Below are 20,635 nucleotides of genomic sequence, written 5' to 3'. Positions count from 1 at the left end.
AGCCTCTTTAAGCCCTGTCGACTATGGTCGCCGATTTCTATTCAGCGCCGTTATTTTGGCTTTCGTTTGCGGGGAGAGCCGTGTAAACAGCACTCCAACGTAACAATCGGGAGCAGGTGGCGCATGGACGCCCGCCAATTGAAGATCGAGGCTGCAAGAGCGGCTCTGGCTCATGTCGAAAGCGGCATGCGGCTCGGGATCGGCACGGGAAGCACGGCGGAAGAATTCGTTCGATTGCTCGCCGAGAAGGTTGCCGCTGGCCTCGTGATCGAGGGCGTTCCGACCTCCGAGCGCACGGCAAAGCTCTGTGTCGAACTCGGCGTGCCGCTGAAGTCGCTCGATGAACTTCCGGAACTCGACCTCACCATCGATGGTGCCGACGAACTGGACGGCGCTTTGCGGCTGATCAAAGGCGGTGGCGGCGCGTTGCTGCGCGAAAAAATCGTCGCAGCTTCGTCGGCGCGGATGATCGTCATTGCCGACGAGAGCAAGGTCGTCGAGACGCTTGGCGCGTTTCCGCTGCCGATCGAGGTCAATCCGTTCGGCCTCGTGTCCACGCGTATCCTGATCGAGAAGGCGGCATCCCGCCTCGGCCTTTCCGGAGCGCTCAACCTGCGACAGTCGGATGGCGGCAACTTCATGACCGACGGTGGGCATTTCATTATCGACGCATCTTTTGGCCGCATTCCTGATGCAGAGGCGCTGTCGATTGAGCTGCATTCGATTCCCGGTGTTGTCGAACACGGGCTCTTCATCAACATGGCGACACTTGCGATCATTGCCGGTCCCGCCGGCGCACGCACGTTGCAGGCGAACAATACATAGGAGCACTGAACTCATGATCAAAATAGCGGGTCTTGGCCGTTTTGCCGCTGCGACCATCGTTCTTTCAGGCATCGCGCTCGGTTCCGCCAGCGCTCAGGAAGTCACGGAAGATCAGATCAAGGCTGCACGTGCCGCTATCAATGCGCTCGGCATCACGAACCAGTTCGACAACATCCTGCCGAATCTCGCCGAGCAATTGAAGAGCACGATGATCCAGGCGAACCCGAACTTCGGTGACGCCATCAACTCGTCCGTCGACGCAACAGCACTTGCTCTGGCGCCACGCCGCGCCGATCTCGAGCGGGAAGCCGCTGTGACCTACGCGAAGGCGTTTACCATCGACGAACTGAAGGCGATCGCCGATTTCTACAACTCGCCGGCCGGCAAGAAGCTTCTCAAAGACGGCCCGATCGCAACGCGCGCGCTCTACAAGGCCGCCGATATCTGGGGGCAGGGCATCTCTCGCGATCTCGCCAACCAGAGCAGCGACGCTCTGCAGAAGGTGGTGAAGGCCCCGATCGCTCCCCCGCCGACGGACTCCACCGACAACGCTCAGCCGGCACCAGGGGCTCCGGCACAGAAGCCGGCAGCGAAGAAGTAAGTTTGATCCTGTCTATGATCCCATCCGAAAATCGGTCCGCATTTTTCGGGATCGTGGATTAGGCCTTCGAATTTCAAAGCCCGGATATCGTTCCGGGCTTTTCTTTTTGCTCTTCGAAATCCTATATCAGTGCCGATCTTTCCTCGGCACGTCGCGCCGTTTCATTTCCGCAGGAGTATTCAATGTCTTCCTTCGATTTCGATCTCTTCGTCGTTGGCGGCGGTTCGGGTGGCGTGCGCAGCGCGCGCGTTGCCGCGTCCCTCGGGAAGAAGGTCGGTATCGCCGAGGAATATCGTTATGGCGGAACCTGCGTCATCCGCGGCTGCGTTCCGAAGAAGCTCTTCGTCTACGCCTCGCAATACAGCGAGCATTTTGAGGATGCGGCAGGGTTCGGTTGGACGGTCGGCGAAAGCACGTTCGACTGGAAGAAGCTGATCGAAGCGAAGAACAAAGAGATCGCCCGCTTGGAAGGGCTCTATCGCAAGGGGCTCGACAACGCCAAGGCCGAGATATTCGATACGCGTGCCGAGCTGGTCGACGCCCACACGATCCGCCTGCTGAAGACAGGCAGAACCGTCACTGCAGAAACGATCGTCGTCGCCACCGGCGGTACGCCGAACCTGCATACGGCGCTGCCCGGCCATGAGCTCTGCATCTCTTCCAACGAGGCTTTCCACCTGGAAGAACTGCCGAAATCGATCCTCATTGCCGGCGGCGGCTATATTGCCGTGGAATTCGCCAACATCTTTCACGGGCTCGGGGTCGAGACCACATTGATCTATCGCGGCGCGGAGATCCTGTCGCGCTTCGACCATGACCTTCGCAAGGGCCTGCATGAGGCGATGGAGGCCAAGGGCATCCGCATTCTCTGCCATGACATCATCGAACAAGTGACGAAGACGGAAGATGGCCTGAGCGCTCTGACGAAGAATGACAAGCAGTTGAAGGTGGACACGGTGATGCTGGCGCTTGGCCGCACGCCGAATACGAAGAATATCGGGCTGGAAGCTGCCGGCGTGGCGATCAACGAATTTGGTGCCATCGTCGTCGACGAATATTCGCGGACATCGGTGCCGAACATCTATGCGCTTGGCGATGTCACCGATCGGGTACAGTTGACGCCGGTCGCGATCCATGAGGCCATGTGCTTCATCGAAACCGTCTATAAGAACAATCCGACCCGCCCGGATCACGAACTGATCCCGACCGCCGTCTTCTCGCAGCCGGAGATCGGCACCGTAGGCCTGACCGAAGAGGACGCCGCCAAGCGTTATCCGGAACTTGAAATTTATCGCGCCCAGTTCAGGCCGATGAAGGCAACCTTGTCCGGCCGCAGCGAAAAGATGATCATGAAGCTGATTGTCAATTCTGCCGACCGCAGGGTGATCGGTGCGCATATTCTCGGCCATGACGCCGGCGAGATGGCGCAGTTGCTCGGCATTCCCCTGAAGGCTGGCTGCACCAAGGAAGATTTCGATCGTACCATGGCCGTTCATCCGACCGCGTCGGAAGAACTGGTGACGATGTACACGCCGAGCTATCGCATCCGCAACGGTGAGCGCGTATAAAGAATAGAACAGCACTTCCAACCGCGCATAAAAGACCTCTTGAATAGATGGTTCGCCTTTGCAAGCAGCCGGCAAAGGTTTATAAGCGCGCGTTATTTATGACGGCGAGACACTTGGCGAAGACCGGGTGCGGAAACAGGTGAGTGAGATGGCACAGAATTGGACACCGAATAGTTGGCGGCAAAAACCGATCCAGCAGGTGCCGGAATATCCGGATCAGGCAGCGCTGGCGGCTACCGAAGCGCAGCTTGCAAGCTATCCTCCGCTCGTTTTTGCCGGTGAAGCTCGTCGTCTGAAGGCACATCTTGCCAATGTCGCAGAAGGCAACGGTTTTCTGCTGCAGGGTGGCGATTGCGCCGAAAGCTTCGCTGAGCATGGCGCCGACACGATCCGCGATTTCTTCCGCGCCTTCCTGCAGATGGCCGTCGTGCTGACCTTTGGTGCGCAACTGCCCGTCGTGAAGGTCGGCCGTATCGCCGGTCAGTTCGCCAAGCCCCGGTCTTCGAACATCGAAACGCAGAATGGCATATCGCTGCCGAGCTATCGCGGCGACATCATCAACGGCATCGAGTTCACCGAAGAAGCGCGCATTCCCAATCCGGACCGTCAGATGATGGCTTACCGTCAGTCTGCCGCAACGCTCAATCTTCTGCGCGCCTTCGCCATGGGCGGTTACGCCAACCTGGAAAACGTGCAGAAGTGGATGCTCGGCTTCGTCAAGGACAGCCCGCAGGGCGAGCGCTACCGCAAGCTTGCCGATCGTATCGGCGAGACCATGGATTTCATGAGAGCGATCGGCATCACCGCCGAGAGCAATGCGAGCCTGCGCGAGACCGATTTCTTCACCAGTCACGAGGCGTTGCTGCTCGGCTATGAAGAAGCCTTCACTCGCGTCGATTCCACGTCGGGCGACTGGTACGCCACGTCTGGCCACATGCTCTGGATCGGCGACCGCACGCGCCAGGCCGATCACGCCCATGTGGAATATTTCCGCGGCATCAAGAACCCGATCGGCCTGAAGTGCGGTCCTTCGCTGCAGGCGGACGACCTGCTCAACCTCATCGATATTTTGAACCCGCAGAACGAAGCCGGCCGCCTGACGCTGATCTGCCGCTTCGGCCACGACAAGGTCGCCGAAAATCTGCCGCGTCTCATCCGCGCCGTCGAGCGCGAAGGCCGCAAGGTCGTGTGGTCCTGCGATCCGATGCACGGCAATACGATCACGCTCAACAGCTACAAGACCCGGCCCTTCGAGCGGATTTTGTCGGAAGTCGAAAGCTTCTTCCAGATTCACCGTGCCGAGGGCACGCATCCGGGCGGCATCCATATCGAGATGACCGGCAAGGACGTGACCGAATGCACGGGCGGCGCCCGCGCCGTGACGGCCGATGACCTGCAGGATCGCTACCACACTCATTGCGATCCGCGTTTGAATGCCGACCAGGCGCTGGAGTTGGCCTTCCTGCTCGCCGAACGCATGAAGGGCGGTCGCGACGAGAAGCGTCTGCGTGCGCACGGCTGATCGAAAGCTATCATTATCATCCATGGACGGGCCGGCTCATACCGGCCCGTTTTTTTTGTGCAATCAATCTCGTTGAAGCCTGCTTCATTTCTTTGCATTTGACGCGAACGGCATCATCGTAAAAGTTGTCGCGAAATGAGAGAGGATCAGCATGAATGACGATCACACCGGCGCTTGCCTTTGCGGCAGCGTACGTTTCAAGACACATGGCCCATTGCGGGAGGTGGTCGCCTGTCACTGCTCGCAATGCCGCAAGCAGACGGGGCTCTATTACGCCGCGACCAATGTTCCCCTCGACAATATCACGATCGAAGGTGAAGACGCGATCACCTGGTACCGCGCCAGCTCCTTTGCCCGTCGCGGCTTCTGCCGAACCTGCGGTTCGGCACTTTTCTGGGTGGCCGACGACGCCGGAGAAATCTCGATCATGGCCGGCCTCTTCGATAGGCCAAGCGACCTGAAATTGGCCTACCATATCTATTGCGCCGACAAGGGCGATTTTTACGAGATCAGCGATGGATTGCCGCAATACAAGCAAGGGCGGCCGGGATTGCTGACGGCAGGGCCTTCGGATTGACGAGGGTGGGCTCTCAAGTTTTAGTCCGATGAGATTCTTTATCCCTCGAAATCGAAATCATCATCGATCCCGAGACCCGGAGGTCTTTGGTGAGCGTGGCGAATAGCTCTGATTTCTATCAGATCACCAGCGACTTCGTAGTCGACCAAATAATCTCCCATCGTGAATCTCAGAACGCCGGGGATTGGTAATTCGTCGCTCCGAAAGCCCATCTGCGGGAAAAGAAGCAGATTGGTTTTGAGCCGATTCAAATCGTCAAGAAAACGAAGAGCTGCGGCCGGACTTCTGTCCTTCAGATATTGCGCTTCCGACCTGATATATGCTCTGGCGTCAGCCGAAAGGCGAACCCTCTTTAAGCAGCGGCCCCTTTGACGACCTTCGCAACTTCACTGATGACATCGTCGAGATCGTATGCTTCGCCATTTGCCATGTCCCGACGGGCCTTTGCGATATCCAATACTTCTCTGCCTTCTGAGGCGAGGTAAGATTTAAGCGCTCGTACAAAAACCCAACTGCGCGTCCGCTCGCAAACTTCGGCGATCTCCTCAATCTCTGCAAGAATGTCAGCGGGAACCCGCAAGGTAATGGGATCGGAAAGCCCTTTTTGATTTTTCATCTATTTCACCTCCGTTTGTATTACAAAAATAGACGAGGATCGCTAAGAGTCAATTTCCGATCATGAGAGTATGGCACATCAAATCCCGTTCTTCTGTGCCATGAGCCTGTTCAGTTTCTCTATTTCCCCCCGTACCGCCGACAGCTCCGTCAGAACCTGCAGGTCGATCTTCTGATGCAGGGAGAGAACTTCCAATTCCGCCTTGAGATTGACTTCGTAATCCTTGGCGGCCTCGAAGCGGTCGCGTTCGGCCTGGCGGTTCTGTGACATCATGATGATCGGGGCCTGGATCGCGGCGAGCATGGAGAGGACGAGGTTGAGGAAGATGAATGGGTAGGGGTCGAAGGCGCGGGTCATGAGCACGACGGTGTTAATGACGCACCAGACGACGAGGAAGGCCAGGAAGGCAAGTATGAAAGACCAGGAGCCGCCGATGCGGGCAATGCTGTCCGCGAGGCGTTCGCCGGTGGATGCCTCGGCTGAGAAAGCGGCGTTGATATCGGTTGAAATGATCTTGCGCTCATGCGCCTTTTTCAACACGCGTTTCTCGATCTCGCCCAGCTCCTCGGCTGTCTTGTCGAAATGCTGATGAACGAAATTGGGTAGACTATACATGGGAATACTCCAAAGATCCGGTCGCTTTGGAGGCAAGTATTCGACTGCCCGATGCAAATGCAATGCAAAAAGCGTTGCTGCCTAAAGCGCATCGCGATCTCCAGGATTCGCTCCTTGCGCTTAGGTCTTTGATTTTGCGCATGTCGTTATCGCAAAACCGCTGCGCACCATTGCGCGACGTGTTTTAGCTGCCCTGGCTAACCAGCCAGGCATGCGAGGGAAAGAAGCGGTCGAGTCCATATTCGCGTCCGAACATCGCGTCATATTGTAAATAGCGATAGTCGCGCATCAGCGGATCGAGGTTTTGCTCCTTGCGAGCCCAATCCGGAAAAGCCTGATTGTCGCGCGTCGCCAATTGGTAGCGATCAATGATGGTGTATTTCTTCTGCAGGCGGCCGAGAAAGCCGGTGTAGAAAGGGTGCTCGTAGCCGGCGGTCTTGAGGATGTGGTAGGGCAGTTGCGAGGGGCTGATCGTTCCGACATCTTTGCGCACGCCCTTTCTGCTCGACCAGATGACCAGCGGCGTTTGGTGCTCCCGCTTCATCACATCGAGCGGCGCTTTTCGGGTCGCCACCTGTTCGGGCATGTAACCGGTATCCGGATAGACCGTGCCAAGCGGTGGCAGATGATCGCCCCAGAGAGCGATGATCGTCTCACGGTCGCGCTTCGAAGCCCAATCCATCAGCATTTTCAAGCTCTGGTCGGCTTCCCGAACGCCTTGCGTATAAGTCGCAAGCGTGTCGCGATCGGCGTCACTCAGATCGCCTTTGATATCAACCGTATTCTCCGCATAGCGATGCGGTTCATAGGGACCGTGGCCCTGCAGCGTCACGGCGAAGAAGAAAAATGGCCGCTCCATGGCGTCGCCCTCGCGCATGATCTCCTTCATCAGTGAGTCATCGGAGGCAAAAAGGCCGCGCTTCTCCATTGGCGGCATGGTCTCTTCGGTGCGGAATTCCTCGAAGCCGAAAGCCTTGTAGACTTCGTTGCGGTTCCAGAACCAGCCGCTGAACGGATGGATGGAGCGCGCCGCATAGCCTTCGCCGCGGAAGAAGGTGGCAAGCGAAGGCATCGGCCGGCGAACATATTGCTGATAGGGAATGCTGCCATAGGGCAGGAATGCATTGGAGAAGCCGGTCAGCGCCTCGAACTCGACATTGGCAGTCATGCCGCCGAATTCGGGAGAGAAGACATAGCCCGACTGCGCCGCGCGGATGTTCGGCATGGGATCGGGCGTGAAGGTGAGATTGGTAAGCCGGGTCGGGTCCCAGAAAGACTCGCTCATCAGCATGATGACGTCGGGTTTTTCGCGTGGGCCGGAAAGATAGCCATAGTTGCGGGCAGGTATGGCGTCGATCGCATTTTGCCCATACCCCGCAGGTGCTTTGACATCGGCCATCGGCAGGTTCAGCGAGAATGCGATGATGAAGCCGTTGTAACCGTAATTTTCCTTCTGATCCCAGACGATGGGGATGATGCGCAGCTTTTCCCTGATGAGCGAATTTTGCGTCGGATCCATCTGCGAGACAAAGACGATCATGAGCGGCAAGCAGATGGATAGCCGCGCGATCCTTGCATTGCGCGAAAGCGCTGCCGCGTGTCGCCAAGTATAGCGCCAGAGAAGGGCGACAGCGATGACCGAGGCAACAATGCCGACAGCGACCGCAACCGCAGTCCACGGACGCTCACGCACGATCACCGGCATGAGTTCCAGGATCTGATGTGCAAAAAGGAAGTCCGAAGGATAGAGCGGATCGGAAAGATAATGCTGCTTCTGATTGGAGATGAAGGCCGGGACCAAGGCCAACGGCACAATCAACAGGATCGATTGGTGCGCGCGACTGAACAAGGCGTCAAGCACCAACATCAGCAACATGACTATGCCGACCGTGGTGAAGCCCGGATGGATCGGCGAAATGAAATAGCCGGGGAGATCTGTCAACTCGCCGCGTGCGACCCATTCGACCGCGACGACGGTGAAGAGCGCAAGCAAGAAGGTTAGAACAAGGCTGAGAAGCTGACGTAAAGCCGTCTGTAGTCGGCTCGCGGCACCAAGCTTTTGTAGAATGGCAAATCTGCCTGCCAATACAGAACTGGGGACCAGCGCGACCAAAGGCCTCTCCAATTATTACAAAACCTTCATATAATTGTCATCTCTCTGTCATGAACGGCGGGTGAACCGCAAGGCTTACTTACGATTTTTCGGTGGCAAAATACCTCCCATACGGGTGCCGTATTCTTTGGCGCAGGAAGAGGGCCGAAGGCTGTTGCGGGACGGGATTGCGCTCGCTAGATATATGGCATGACAGAACAAAGCCCCATCACCCAGACCATCCGCATCGCTGTCGCCCAGCTCAACCCGACGGTGGGCGATGTCTCCGGCAATCTTGCCAAGGCTCGGGAAGCGCGGGCCGAGGCGGCGCGCGAGGGCGCGCAGCTTGTGTTGCTGACGGAGTTGTTCATCTCCGGCTATCCGCCGGAGGATCTGGTGCTGAAACCGGCCTTTATCCGCGCTTGCCGGAAAGCTGTGGAAAGCCTTGCGGCCGATACCGCCGATGGCGGGCCCGGTGTCGTTATCGGTTTTCCACGGCAGGACGAGACCGGTCGCTACAATTCGGTCGCCGTGCTCGATGGCGGCAAGATCATCTTCGTCAGGGACAAGGTCGATTTGCCGAACTATGGCGAATTCGATGAGAAGCGCGTCTTCGACGAAGGTACTATTGCAGGGCCGGTCAATTTTCGAGGCGTTCGCATCGGTATTCCCATTTGCGAGGAAATCTGGAACGATCTCGGCATCTGCGAGACGCTGGCCGAAAGCGGGGCGGAAATTCTTCTGGTTCCGAATGGCTCGCCCTATTATCGCGGCAAGGTTGATGTCCGTCACCAGGTCGCATTGCGGCAGGTGATCGAGTCAGGTTTGCCACTCATCTTCGCCGCTCAGGTTGGCGGTCAAGACGAACTGGTTTTCGATGGCGCAAGCTTCGGCTTCAATGCTGACAAGTCGCTGGCCTTTCAGATGAGCCAGTTTGAAACCGCATTGGCGGTGACGACGTGGAAGAAGAACGGCGATGGCTGGTACTGCGCCGAAGGTCCGATGGCGCATATTCCGGAAGGCGAGGAGGCCGACTACCGCGCCTGCCTGCTGGGCTTCCGCGACTATGTGAACAAGAACGGCTTCAAATCGGTCGTGCTTGGCCTGTCCGGCGGCATAGACTCGGCGATCTGCGCTGCCATCGCCGTCGATGCGCTCGGCGAAGAGCGGGTACGCACCGTCATGCTGCCCTACCGCTATACCTCGCAGGATTCACTGAAGGATGCGGCCGATTGTGCCAAGGCACTCGGCTGCCGCTACGACATCGTGCCGATCGAGGAGCCGGTGGTCGGCTTCACTTCGGCGCTTTCGGATCTGTTCGAAGGCACCGACAGCGGCATCACTGAGGAAAATCTGCAGAGTCGTGCCCGCGGCACCATTCTCATGGCGATTTCCAACAAGTTCGGCTCGATGGTGGTGACCACGGGCAACAAGTCGGAAATGTCTGTTGGATATGCCACGCTCTATGGCGACATGAATGGCGGCTTCAATCCGATCAAGGACCTCTACAAGATGCAGGTCTATGCGCTGTCGCGCTGGCGCAATCTGCATGTGCCGCCAGGCGCGCTTGGCCCGTCGGGCGAGGTGATCCCGTTCAACATCATCGACAAGGCGCCGTCGGCCGAGCTGCGGCCCAACCAGACGGACCAGGATTCGCTGCCACCCTATCCGGTGCTCGACGATATTCTGGAGTGCCTGGTGGAAAAGGAAATGGCGGTCGAGGAGATCGTTGCGCGTGGGCATGATGTCGCGACGGTCCATCGCGTCGAACATCTGCTTTATCTCGCCGAATACAAGCGCCGCCAATCGGCGCCGGGCGTGAAGATCACCAAGAAGAATTTCGGTCGCGATCGGCGCTATCCGATCACCAACCGGTTCCGCGATCGCTGATCGCGGCGCCCTGCCGCGAATGGAGAGCCAATGCGCAGTTCGGTCGAGATCTATAATATTCGTACCGGTGAAAACCGCGTCGTCTGGCAGACCGAACGGCTGGTCGAAGCGCCGAATTTTTCGCCGGACGGGCGCTATCTGCTGCTGAATGGCGATGGCCTGCTTTATCGGCTCGCGCTCGACGGCAAGGCCGAGGCCATTCAGGTCGATACCGGTTTTGCGACGCTCTGCAACAACGACCACGGCATATCGCCTGACGGTTCGTTGATCGCCATTTCCGACAAGACGGAGCACGGCAAGTCCTGCATCTATGTCCTGCCGGCTGAGGGCGGCACGCCGCGGCAGGTGACGCAGAATCTGCCCTCCTATTGGCATGGCTGGTCTCCCGATGGGCAGCAGTTTTCCTATTGCGGCATTCGAGATGATGTTTTCGATATCTACACGATTTCGATCGATGGCGGCGAAGAGACGCGGCTGACGCATGGCGAAGGCCGCAATGATGGGCCCGACTATTCCGCCGATGGGCAATGGATCTATTTCAACTCAAGCCGCACTGGCCTGATGCAGATCTGGCGCATCCATCCAGACGGAACCGGGCTGGAGCAGATAACCAACGACAATTACGGCAACTGGTTCGCCCATCCATCGCCGAAGAACGACAAGGTCGTGCTGCTCTCCTACGACCCCGACGTCTTCGACCATCCGCGCGACCTCCACGTCCGGCTGCGGCTGATGGATATGGATGGCGGTAATCTCACGACGCTGTTCGAGCTTTTCGGCGGACAGGGGACGATCAATGTGCCGAACTGGTCTCCGGATGGTGACGAGTTCGCCTATGTCCGCTACGAGCCGGCTTGATCTCACTGGACAAGTTAGCATCCGGCTGTTCCTGAGTTGGTTTTGGAGACAGACGATGAGGCGGTTGCCGCGCTGCTGAGAGCGCCTATTGTGCCGGCTGCGGACCGGCCGCTTTCGGATGTTTGAGATCGATGCCACCTTGGTCTGTCGCGAGGAATTGCGGTCCGACCTGGCGCACCTTGTTTGCCGAGGGATCGTAAGGCCGGTCCGCCGGCATTTGTCTGGGCTGAATCTGGGTGACCGCCGGCGCCGACGCTGCCGGCATCTGCCGTTGCGGCAGCGTCGCGTCCGTCTGGGGCCTGTGCGTCTCGATCGACGTGATCGAGCTTTCCGGTTGCGCGAACGACTGCTCTTCAGGCGCGTAAGGCTCCTGCTTCAACCGGGTGTTGATAACAGTATCCGGCTCGGCCGACGCGGGGGCGTTGCAGCCATTGCGTTGCATGATGGCCAGCAATTGGCGCCGTTGTGCCCCTTCGGCGTCGACGCGGGTCAAACTCAGCTCACGCTCATCCATCAGCGAACTAAGGTCCTGCTGCATCCGGTCTAGTGACGTCTGCATCTCGTCGCAGGCGCCACTATCCCCGGAGCCGGAACCGAAGATCACCACGCTGTCTGAAGAGCAGCCCTGATTGCGCATATCGCTTTTTAGCTGCCGGATCATCAGATTCTGTTGAGCGATAGCGCGCGAAAGCTGCCGTGTCTCGGCGCTGGCGCCGACAACTTGCGTGATATTGGCATACCGACCATGCAGTTCGTCGCAGAGGGTATTCGTCTGCGCCAAAGCCGGCGAAGCTGCCAGTAAGGACAGCAAAAGACAGGAGAAGGAATTTCTGCCGCGGTTCACGATTTTGCTCTTCGAAAGCGGTTCGACTTTGAAAAACGATACAGCGTGGAGCTTAACAACGTACCTATAGAAACACGTTTCAGGTGGGAAGACTCTTGCGAAATGATCGAAGATGGAGCGGGGTCACCTTTGTCGCCGTCTGGTGACGTCGCTGCGGCCGCCACAGAAGACGGCCGCGACGAGGGGGCCGCTCAATTCGGCTGCGAGGCCTCGACCACCGCAAGGGCTGCCATGTTCACGACGCCGCGCGATGTGACGGAGGGCGACAGAATGTGGGCGGGGAGCGCCGTACCGAGAAGGATCGGGCCGACATGCAGGCCGTCTGTCATGGTCTTGACCACGCCGAGGGTAATGTTGGCGGCATCGAGATTTGGGAAGACCAGTAGGTTCGCTTCGCCGGTAAGCGTGCTGTCGGGCATGACATGGCGGCGCAGGCTTTCGGAAATGGCGCTGTCGCCGTGCATTTCGCCGTCGACTTCCAGCTCCGGTGCCATCTCGCGGACAAGCGCCAGGGCATTGCGCATCTTGGTCGCGCTTTCCGACTCGCGCGAACCGAAATTCGAATGCGAGACGAGGGCGACCCGCGGTGAGATGCCGAAGCGTTTGATTTCCTCGGCTGCCAGCACCGCCGACTCGGCGATCTCCTCGGCATTCGGATTAAAGGTGACGTAGGTGTCGGTATAGAAGGTCGCGCCGCGCTGCGAAATCAACAGGCTGAGCGCCGAGAAATCACGGACATCGGGGCGCTTGCCGATGATCTGGCGGACGACGCGCAGATGCCGCTCGTAACGGCCTTCCAGGCCGCAGATCAGCGCATCGGCTTCGCCGCGCTTCAGCGCCAAGGCGCCGATGACGGTGGCATTGGTGCGCACGATCGTTCGCGCCGCTTCTGGAATGACACCGCTGCGGCCGACCATCGAGAAATAGAGATCGACATATTCGCGGAAACGGGGATCGTCTTCCGGATTGATGACGGCGAAATCCGTATTTGGCCGAATCTTCAGGCCATAGCGCTTGAGACGCGTCTCGATGACGGAGGGACGGCCGATCAGGATAGGAACCGCGGTGCCCTCTTCAAGAAGAACCTGGGCAGCGCGCAACACGCGCTCATCCTCGCCTTCGGAGAAGACGACACGCTTGCGCTCTGCGGTTTTCGCGGCGGCGAAAATAGGTTTCATGATGAAGCCGGACCGGAAGACGAAGCGATTGAGTTCGTCCATATAGGCATCGAAATCGGCAATCGGGCGCAGGGCCACGCCACTTTCGGCCGCGGCTCTCGCAACGGCGGGCGCAATGCGCAAGATCAGGCGCGGATCGAAGGGCGAGGGGATCAGATAATTCGGCCCGAAGACAGGTGTTTCGCCGGAATAGGCGCGTGCCGCAACGTCAGACGGCTCCTCGCGGGCAAGCGACGCGATGGCGCGCACCGCGGCCATCTTCATTTCCTCATTGATCGTCTTGGCGCCGCAATCGAGCGCACCCCGGAAGATGTAGGGGAAACAGAGAACGTTGTTGACCTGGTTCGGGAAGTCGGAACGGCCGGTGCAGATCATCGCGTCCGGCCGGGCGGCACGGGCGAGATCCGGCATGATTTCGGGCGTCGGATTGGCGAGCGCCATGATCAGCGGCTTCTCCGCCATCTGCGCCAACAGCTCAGGCTTCAACACACCGGCGGCGGAGAGGCCAAGGAAAACATCGGCGCCGGGGATCGACTCGGCAAGCACGCGCTTATCGCTCTTCTGTGCATAAATGGACTTCCATTCGTCCATCAGCTCGGTACGGCCCTCATAGACGAGGCCCTCAATATCGTGGACCCAGATGTTTTCGCGCTTGGCGCCGAGAATGACCAGTAGGTTGAGGCAGGCGAGCGCGGCTGCGCCGGCGCCGGAGGCGACGATCTTGACGTCCTCGATCTTCTTGCCGGCCAGTTCCAGCCCATTGAGAATGGCGGCGGCAACGATGATGGCGGTGCCGTGCTGATCGTCATGGAAGACGGGGATCTCCATCTTTTCACGGAGGCGACGCTCCACCTCAAAGCATTCCGGCGCCTTGATGTCTTCCAGATTGATGCCGCCGAAGGTCGGCTCCAGCGCCGAAATCGTGCTGACCATCTCATCGACGGTGGGTGCTGCGACTTCGACGTCGAAGACATCGATGCCGGCGAATTTCTTGAAGAGCACAGCCTTGCCTTCCATGACAGGCTTGGAGGCTAGCGGACCGATATTGCCGAGACCGAGGACGGCCGTGCCGTTGGATATGACCGCGACGAGATTGCCGCGAGAGGTGTAATCGAAGGCCGTTTCGGGATTATCGCGGATGGCGAGGCAGGGGGCAGCAACACCCGGAGAATAGGCAAGCGCCAGGTCGCGCTGGTTGCCGAGCGGCTTCGTCGCCTGGATTTCCAGCTTGCCGGGACGGGGATAGCGATGAAAGAAGAGAGCCTGATCGTCGAAATTGCCGCTCGGCATGTTCTTGGCTGCCTTCGATGTGTCGTGCGTATCCATTACGCTCCTCCATTCCTGCTTGTGCGCTCGCGTTTGAGTCCTCTGCATACATCAATCACCCAGGGTTCACAGTATGCAATTGACGCGGACAGAAGGTTTTTTGTCGCGTTGTTTTTGTTCGCCGCTGAGGCTCGCGCAAATCGGCGTGACGGTGCCATGGCTGGGCGTCGCATACGAGCAAAACCGCAAAGGCGATGGTTTACAACCGACCGGCCGGATCTCGCCATAGCTGTAAAGCGCGGCTTATCCCATGCGACAAGCCTCTCGCACAGGATTTGTCATCATCCTGAAACACGAGTCTGGTTTTGGAATAGCCAACGTAGGATAGGGCACGGACATAGAGTTCGTGAATAAAAACATGAATGTCAGGCGGTTTCGAACGCTGTTCATTTCTGACGTGCACCTGGGCTCGAAAGCAGCCAAGGCGGACTATCTGATCGATTTCTTGCGCCATCACGAAGCGGACACCATCTTCCTTGTCGGCGATATCGTCGACGGCTGGCGGCTGAAGCGCACCTGGTATTGGCCGCAGGATTGCAATGACGTGGTGCAGAAATTGCTGCGCAAGGCGCGCAAGGGCACTCGCATTGTCTACATTCCCGGCAATCATGACGAATTCCTGCGCGATTTCCCCGGCATGCATTTCGGCGGCATCGAAGTGGCGCAGAGGGCGATGCACGAGACTGCCGACGGCAAGAAGTATCTCGTCCTGCACGGCGACGAATTCGACGTCGTCGTCCGCAACGCGCGTCTGCTCGCCTACCTCGGCGATTGGGCCTACGACATGGCGATCCTGATCAATGTCGGCCTCGCTGCGGTTCGCCGCCGCCTGAACATGCCCTATTGGTCGTTCTCGGCCTGGGCAAAGCTTCAGGTCAAGCATGCGGTCAATTTCATCGGCGAATTCCAGCGCGTCGTGGTCGAAGAAGCTAGGCGCAACGATGCCGACGGCGTCATCTGCGGCCACATCCATCATGCCGTCATCGAGGATTTCGATGGCGTCCGGTATATCAACACGGGCGACTGGGTCGAAAGCTGCACGGCGATCGCCGAGCATGAAGACGGTACTTTCGAGCTGATCACGTGGCAGTCGATCGCGGAGGCACAGCCAGTCGGCGTCGCCGTCGAGGATTTGTCGAAAACGCTGGGCGCGCAGGCGGCGTAATTACAAGCCGCTTCACGGGTCCGATAACGGCCCGTCACATTTTTTGATCGTTGCAACCTGACTACAGCCTCATATTTTCTCCGAAACGTTTCGATCGGGCTATTTCTCGCCATAGTCGTATTCACGATGGGGTGATAGGGAGCAATCAGCTTCCCTTCAGGTCTGTCATGATTCCCGCGACAAAATCTCTCCAGGGCGAGGGCGCGCCTCCGCATTTTCGTTTGCGCACCGCCTTGTCCTATTGTGCTCCGTTGTTCGTCAACGGGATCGCTCTGCCGTTTTTTCCCGTCTGGCTGACGGGACTGAATTTCGGTGACCGCGAGATCGGCCTCATTCTCGCGGTGCCGATGGTAGTGCGCGTTCTCGTCGTGCCGATTGTCGGCATGCTTGCCGATCGCGTGGAGGAACGTGCGAATGTGTTGTTCTGGTCGGGTGCACTGTCGCTACTGACGGCGATCGCGCTTTACTGGACGAGCGATTTCTGGCCGGTTCTGCTGGTCTACGCCATTCAGGGGGCGACATATGCGCCTTACTTACCTGTCGTGGAATCGATCGCCGTTTCCGGCGTGCGGCGCTGGGGGTTCGACTACGGCTCGATGCGCGTCTGGGGATCGATCGCTTTCATCTTTTCGACCCTTATCGGCGGTCAGATGATCCAGAAGTGGGGCGGCACCATGGTTCTCCCCACCATGGTCGGCGGCTTTTTCCTGACGACGATGATGGCCTTCTTCTGTCCGCGCATCGGGCCGACACGCCGGCGCAATCAGCCGATTAATCTGCAGGCGCCGACCGGCGGCGGGCTGCGCTCACCGCAATTGTTGATCACCATGATCGGCGTGTCGGTGCAGCAGTCGAGCCATGCCGCGCTCTACACGTTCGCCTCGATCTATTGGCGGACGCTCGGTTTTTCCGGCACGCAGATCGCGGTCCTCTGGAGCATAGGGGTAGCGGCGGAAGTCATGGTTTTCTTCCTGTCGAAGATGCTGAGCCGTCGGTTCAGCGCCTGGACGCTGATTTTCTTCGGCTCGAGCATATGTATCCTTCGGTGGATATTATTTCCGATCAATCTCGGTTTCGCCGGTTATTTCGTGCTGCAATGTTTTCATTCCTGCACCTATGCCTGCGTCCATACCGGCATTCAGCGCCGCATCGTCGCCTCGGTGCAGGAAACCCAGGAGGCTTCGGCCCAGGGTTCCTATTTCTTTTATAATGGCATGTTCCTCGGGCTTATGACCCTGGCGTCCGGCTATCTCTACGCGTGGCTTGGTGTTTCCAGCTATTATGTCATGGCCGGTGTCGCCGCTTTCGGCCTCGCTATGGTGATGCTTGCCCGCAATCTTCAACCCCGCAGTTCCGGGTTTGGCGAAAGGGCGGGCGAGGTCTCTTGAAGGCGCGCGAAACGAATTCATTTGGATACCAAAATGCTATGGCATATTTTGACATCGGCGCGGCATGGAAATCGCCTATGCACTCGGATATTAACCATTGGCGTCGAGCTAAGATTCCTGAGTCGGCGATTGTGACCCAAGACCTGAAAGACGCATGAGTTTGAAAGCAGCCGAACAGAAACCCGATGCACCGAGGATCGATGACGAGCCCGATGGCAACGGGCATCGCTATCGGCTGGAAGGCAATTGGCGGAGCGCCAATGTGCATGGCGTGCTGCGGCAGATCGATCAGCTTACGAAACGGCGCGGCGACGATCATGTGGTGATCGATCTTTCCAATCTTTCCGATGTCGATACCGCCGGGGCGCTGCTCATCCGTCGCTTGAAGGAGAGCCAGGAGGCCCATGGTACCAGCGTCAGGATCGACGGCTCCAATCCCCATATCGATGAGCTGCTTACGGCCTTTACCGAAGACGCGGACAAGGAGATCGCGGAGCCCAGGCCAAAGGTGTCCTTGGCGGAACGGATTTTTGCGCCGATCGGCGAAAGCGTTTACGACATCTGGGGCAATCTCGTCGCGGCCATGTACATTCTCGGTTCCGCGGTGCGGGGCGCGCAGCTCAAGTTCGGGCGCGGCAGCGGTGTTTCGCCGGCTTCGATCGTCAATCAGATCGACCATATGGCCGTGCGCGCCGTGCCGATCATCTTGCTGATGTCCTTTCTGATCGGTGCAATCATTGCACAGCAGGGCGCATTCCAGCTCCGATATTTCGGCGCCGAAATCTTCGTGGTCGATCTCGTCGGTATCCTGCAATTGCGTGAAATCGGCGTGCTGCTGACCGCAATCATGATCGCCGGCCGTTCAGGCAGCGCCATTACCGCCGAAATCGGCTCGATGAAAATGCGCGAAGAAGTCGACGCTCTGAAGGTCATGGGTCTGAACCCGGTCGGCGTTCTGATCTTTCCCCGGCTGGTGGCATTGACCGTCGCGTTGCCACTGTTGACCATCATTGCCAATTTCGCCTCGCTCGGCGGCGCGGCGGTGGTCGCCTGGGCCTATTCGGGCATTACCTTCGCCACTTTCGTTTCGCGCCTGCACGAAGCGATCAGCCTCTCCACCGTCATCTCGGGCATGATCAAGGCACCGTTCATGGCGCTGGTCATCGGCATCGTCGCTGCGGTCGAAGGGCTGAAGGTCGGTGGCAGCGCCGAATCGCTCGGCCAGCATGTGACCCAGTCCGTTGTGAAATCGATTTTCGTGGTGATCCTGATGGACGGGCTGTTTGCCATGTTCTACGCAGCGATCGATTTCTGAGGGCTGGCAAGGATGAGCGCGCTTCACTCGGAAATCCCGATGGATAAGGATGAGCAAGGTAAAGATGTCGTGCTGTCGGCGCGAGATGTCACCGTCGCTTTCGGATCGAAAGTGGTGCTCGATAAATTGAACCTCAATATCTATCGCGGCGAGATCCTCGGTTTCGTCGGCGCTTCCGGCGCGGGCAAGTCGGTGTTGCTGCGCACGGTGTTGCGGCTGTTGCCGCGCCGTTCCGGCAAGATCGAGATCCTTGGCGAAGACTATGACAAGCTCTCCGAGCCGGAGCGCAACAGGCTGGATATGCGTCTGGGCGTGCTGTTCCAGCAAGGCGCACTGTTTTCCTCTCTGACGGTAAAGGAAAACATCCAGGTGCCGATGCGGGAATATCTCGATCTGCCGCAAGCCCTGATGGATGAGTTGGCGCATCTGAAGATCCGCATGGTTGGCCTGGCCGCCGATGCCGCCGACAAATATCCGTCCGAGCTTTCCGGCGGCATGATCAAGCGCGCCGCCCTTGCCCGGGCTTTGGCGCTCGATCCGGACCTCGTTTTTCTGGACGAGCCGACCTCCGGCCTCGATCCGATCGGCGCGGCGGAATTCGACGAGCTGATTGCCAAGTTGCGCGACACGCTCGGTCTGACCGTCTATATGGTGACTCACGACCTCGACAGCCTCTTTTCCGTCTGCGACCGTATTGCCGTTCTTGGACAGAAGCGGGTATTGGTGGAGGGAACGGTTGAAGACATGCTGGCCTGCGACGACCCTTGGGTGCAGTCCTATTTCCGAGGCAAACGTGCGCGATCAATCGTGCCGCGGGAGGGCATCGGGCATCGCAACGACGACAACGGCGCTGACGCCGACAGCCGCGAGAAGTGACTGGAACTATGGAAACCAAAGCCAATTATACGATCGTCGGGTTCTTCACGCTGCTGGTCATCGCGGCCGCCTTCGGCTTTGTCTATTGGATGGCGGAATATGGCCGCGGCGGTCCAATGGCCGAGCTGGTCGTTCGCATCCCCGGTTCGGCAAATGGCCTCAGCGTCGGCTCGCCTGTTCGCTTCAACGGCATTCAGGTCGGGTCGGTACAGGGGCTTTCGATCGATGCCGATGATCCGAACTATTCGCTGGCCTTTACCGAGGTGCGCGCCGATGCGCCGGTCTATACGTCCACCAAGGCCATCCTGGAAATCCAGGGCCTGACGGGTGCCGCCTATATCGAGCTTTCCGGCGGCCGCAACGGTGACGAGAACATTCTCAAGCGGTCGATCGAAACCGGCAAGCGTGCGGTATTGCTCGCCGATCAGTCGAGCGTGACAAACCTGCTTACCACCGCCGACAAAATCCTGAACCGCGCCAACGACACGATCGGCGACATCCAGGGCTTTATCACGGATTCCCGCGGGCCGCTGACCGATACCGTGCGCAACGCTCAGAAGTTTTCCAAGGCGCTGGCTGACAATTCCGACAACATCGACAAGTTCCTCGCCAGCGTCGGACAGCTCTCCGATACCATCAAGAGCGTGGCGCCACGCATCGACTCGACGCTGGATGCGGTCGAGAAGCTGGTGCGCGCCGTCGATGCCAACAAGATCAACGATGTCGTCAGCAATGCCGACAAAATCACCGCCAATGTGGCTGACGCTACGACCGATCTGAAGGCGACGATCGCCTCCTTCAAGCGGACTGCCGATACCTATACCACCTTCGGCCAAAATGCGCAAAAGACCCTGGACCGTGTCGATGCGATCGTGGCGCAGATCGATCCCAACAAGGTGAAGGGTTCGATGGACGATATCGCCGAGGTGACCAAGGATGCCAGGACGGCCGTCATATCCATCCGCGATGTTGCCAATTCGGTTGCGGCCCGCAAACAGGATATCGATCAGACGATCGCCAATGCCAGGGATATTTCCAGCAAGTTGAACTCCGCCTCCAACAAGGTCGACGGCATTCTCACCAAGCTCGACTCGCTGCTTGGCTCCGGCGACACGAAGTCGCTGTTTGCAGAAGCCAGGGATACGCTCCAATCCTTCAAGACGATGGCGGACAATCTCAATGCCCGGATCGGGCCGATCGCCGACAACCTGCAGAAGTTTTCGAGTGGCGGTCTGCGCGATGTACAGACTCTCGTCAATGACATGAGAGGCACGGTTAATAATCTCAACAACACTATTACTAACTTCGACCGCAATCCGCAGCGCCTGATTTTCGGCGGCGATACCGTCAAGCAATATGACGGTCGGGCGAGGCGTTGA

At 58.5% G+C, this 20,635-nt stretch carries 17 protein-coding genes and 1 pseudogene; 12 read left to right on the top strand and 6 right to left on the bottom strand.

Annotated elements, in window-relative coordinates; all coding sequences use genetic code 11:
* The first annotated feature begins 123 nt into the window (after positions 1 to 123).
* The 5 genes from rpiA to QA646_RS07985 all read left to right on the top strand — a co-directional run bounded on the left by rpiA (position 124) and on the right by QA646_RS07985 (position 5,093).
* On the top strand, positions 124 to 825 hold the full coding sequence (rpiA, locus tag QA646_RS08005; RefSeq protein ID WP_283058521.1) for a ribose-5-phosphate isomerase RpiA: 702 nt from the start codon (positions 124 to 126) through the stop codon (positions 823 to 825).
* Between the two features lie 13 nt (positions 826 to 838).
* Positions 839 to 1,426: a DUF2059 domain-containing protein gene (locus QA646_RS08000; RefSeq protein ID WP_283058520.1), complete on the top strand. Its 588-nt coding sequence runs from the start codon at positions 839 to 841 to the stop codon at positions 1,424 to 1,426.
* Positions 1,427 to 1,608: 182 nt separating this feature from the next.
* Positions 1,609 to 2,994, top strand: a complete 1,386-nt coding sequence (gor, locus tag QA646_RS07995) for a glutathione-disulfide reductase (protein ID WP_283058519.1) — start codon at positions 1,609 to 1,611, stop codon at positions 2,992 to 2,994.
* A 148-nt stretch (positions 2,995 to 3,142) separates the two neighbouring features.
* Positions 3,143 to 4,516: a 3-deoxy-7-phosphoheptulonate synthase class II gene (locus tag QA646_RS07990; protein ID WP_283058518.1), complete on the top strand. Its 1,374-nt coding sequence runs from the start codon at positions 3,143 to 3,145 to the stop codon at positions 4,514 to 4,516.
* A gap of 151 nt (positions 4,517 to 4,667) precedes the next feature.
* Positions 4,668 to 5,093 carry a GFA family protein gene (locus tag QA646_RS07985; protein ID WP_283058517.1) on the top strand — a complete coding sequence of 142 codons (426 nt, stop codon included), beginning with the start codon at positions 4,668 to 4,670 and terminating at the stop codon, positions 5,091 to 5,093.
* A gap of 38 nt (positions 5,094 to 5,131) precedes the next feature.
* Here the strand turns inward: QA646_RS07985 and QA646_RS07980 are convergent.
* The 4 genes and pseudogenes from QA646_RS07980 to QA646_RS07965 form a co-directional block, all read right to left on the bottom strand.
* A pseudogene (locus tag QA646_RS07980) lies at positions 5,132 to 5,428 on the bottom strand (type II toxin-antitoxin system RelE/ParE family toxin); the annotation flags it as partial.
* A 17-nt stretch (positions 5,429 to 5,445) separates the two neighbouring features.
* Entirely contained in the window at positions 5,446 to 5,709 is a 264-nt protein-coding gene (locus QA646_RS07975) for a ribbon-helix-helix protein, CopG family (RefSeq protein ID WP_283058516.1), read from the bottom strand.
* A 78-nt stretch (positions 5,710 to 5,787) separates the two neighbouring features.
* Positions 5,788 to 6,324, bottom strand: a complete 537-nt coding sequence (locus QA646_RS07970; RefSeq protein ID WP_283058515.1) for a DUF1003 domain-containing protein — start codon at positions 6,322 to 6,324, stop codon at positions 5,788 to 5,790.
* Positions 6,325 to 6,508: 184 nt separating this feature from the next.
* Positions 6,509 to 8,437 carry an LTA synthase family protein gene (locus QA646_RS07965; protein WP_283058513.1) on the bottom strand — a complete coding sequence of 643 codons (1,929 nt, stop codon included), beginning with the start codon at positions 8,435 to 8,437 and terminating at the stop codon, positions 6,509 to 6,511.
* Positions 8,438 to 8,626: 189 nt separating this feature from the next.
* Between QA646_RS07965 and QA646_RS07960 the strand changes: the two genes are divergently transcribed.
* Together QA646_RS07960 and QA646_RS07955 are read left to right on the top strand one after the other, a co-directional pair.
* On the top strand, positions 8,627 to 10,306 hold the full coding sequence (locus QA646_RS07960) for an NAD+ synthase (protein WP_283058511.1): 1,680 nt from the start codon (positions 8,627 to 8,629) through the stop codon (positions 10,304 to 10,306).
* A gap of 30 nt (positions 10,307 to 10,336) precedes the next feature.
* The gene (locus QA646_RS07955; RefSeq protein WP_283058510.1) at positions 10,337 to 11,164 is read left to right on the top strand and encodes a hypothetical protein; all 828 of its coding nucleotides are present in this window, start codon (positions 10,337 to 10,339) and stop codon (positions 11,162 to 11,164) included.
* 85 nt (positions 11,165 to 11,249) lie between these two features.
* Here QA646_RS07955 and QA646_RS07950 read toward each other — a convergent pair whose 3' ends face one another.
* Positions 11,250 to 12,008, bottom strand: a complete 759-nt coding sequence (locus QA646_RS07950) for a hypothetical protein (protein ID WP_283058509.1) — start codon at positions 12,006 to 12,008, stop codon at positions 11,250 to 11,252.
* Positions 12,009 to 12,199: 191 nt separating this feature from the next.
* Positions 12,200 to 14,512 carry an NADP-dependent malic enzyme gene (locus tag QA646_RS07945; RefSeq protein ID WP_283058508.1) on the bottom strand — a complete coding sequence of 771 codons (2,313 nt, stop codon included), beginning with the start codon at positions 14,510 to 14,512 and terminating at the stop codon, positions 12,200 to 12,202.
* Between the two features lie 358 nt (positions 14,513 to 14,870).
* Here QA646_RS07945 and QA646_RS07940 point away from each other — a divergent pair, with 358 nt between their 5' ends.
* The 5 genes from QA646_RS07940 (at position 14,871) to QA646_RS07920 (ending at position 20,635) form a co-directional block, all read left to right on the top strand.
* A complete protein-coding gene (locus QA646_RS07940) occupies positions 14,871 to 15,677 on the top strand; it encodes a UDP-2,3-diacylglucosamine diphosphatase (protein WP_283059007.1) in 807 nt (268 codons plus the stop codon).
* A gap of 167 nt (positions 15,678 to 15,844) precedes the next feature.
* Positions 15,845 to 17,065: an MFS transporter gene (locus QA646_RS07935; RefSeq protein ID WP_283058507.1), complete on the top strand. Its 1,221-nt coding sequence runs from the start codon at positions 15,845 to 15,847 to the stop codon at positions 17,063 to 17,065.
* Between the two features lie 154 nt (positions 17,066 to 17,219).
* Positions 17,220 to 18,380 (top strand): MlaE family lipid ABC transporter permease subunit, encoded by a 1,161-nt coding sequence (locus QA646_RS07930; RefSeq protein WP_283058506.1) that lies wholly within the window; start codon positions 17,220 to 17,222, stop codon positions 18,378 to 18,380.
* Positions 18,381 to 18,392: 12 nt separating this feature from the next.
* Positions 18,393 to 19,256, top strand: coding sequence for an ATP-binding cassette domain-containing protein (locus QA646_RS07925; protein ID WP_283058504.1), 864 nt, complete (start codon positions 18,393 to 18,395; stop codon positions 19,254 to 19,256).
* Positions 19,257 to 19,264: 8 nt separating this feature from the next.
* On the top strand, positions 19,265 to 20,635 hold the full coding sequence (locus tag QA646_RS07920; protein ID WP_283058503.1) for an MlaD family protein: 1,371 nt from the start codon (positions 19,265 to 19,267) through the stop codon (positions 20,633 to 20,635).

The sequence above is a fragment of the Rhizobium sp. CB3090 genome, from assembly GCF_029714285.1.
Classification (GTDB): domain Bacteria; phylum Pseudomonadota; class Alphaproteobacteria; order Rhizobiales; family Rhizobiaceae; genus Rhizobium.
This window is presented reverse-complemented; position numbering and strand designations above follow the sequence as displayed.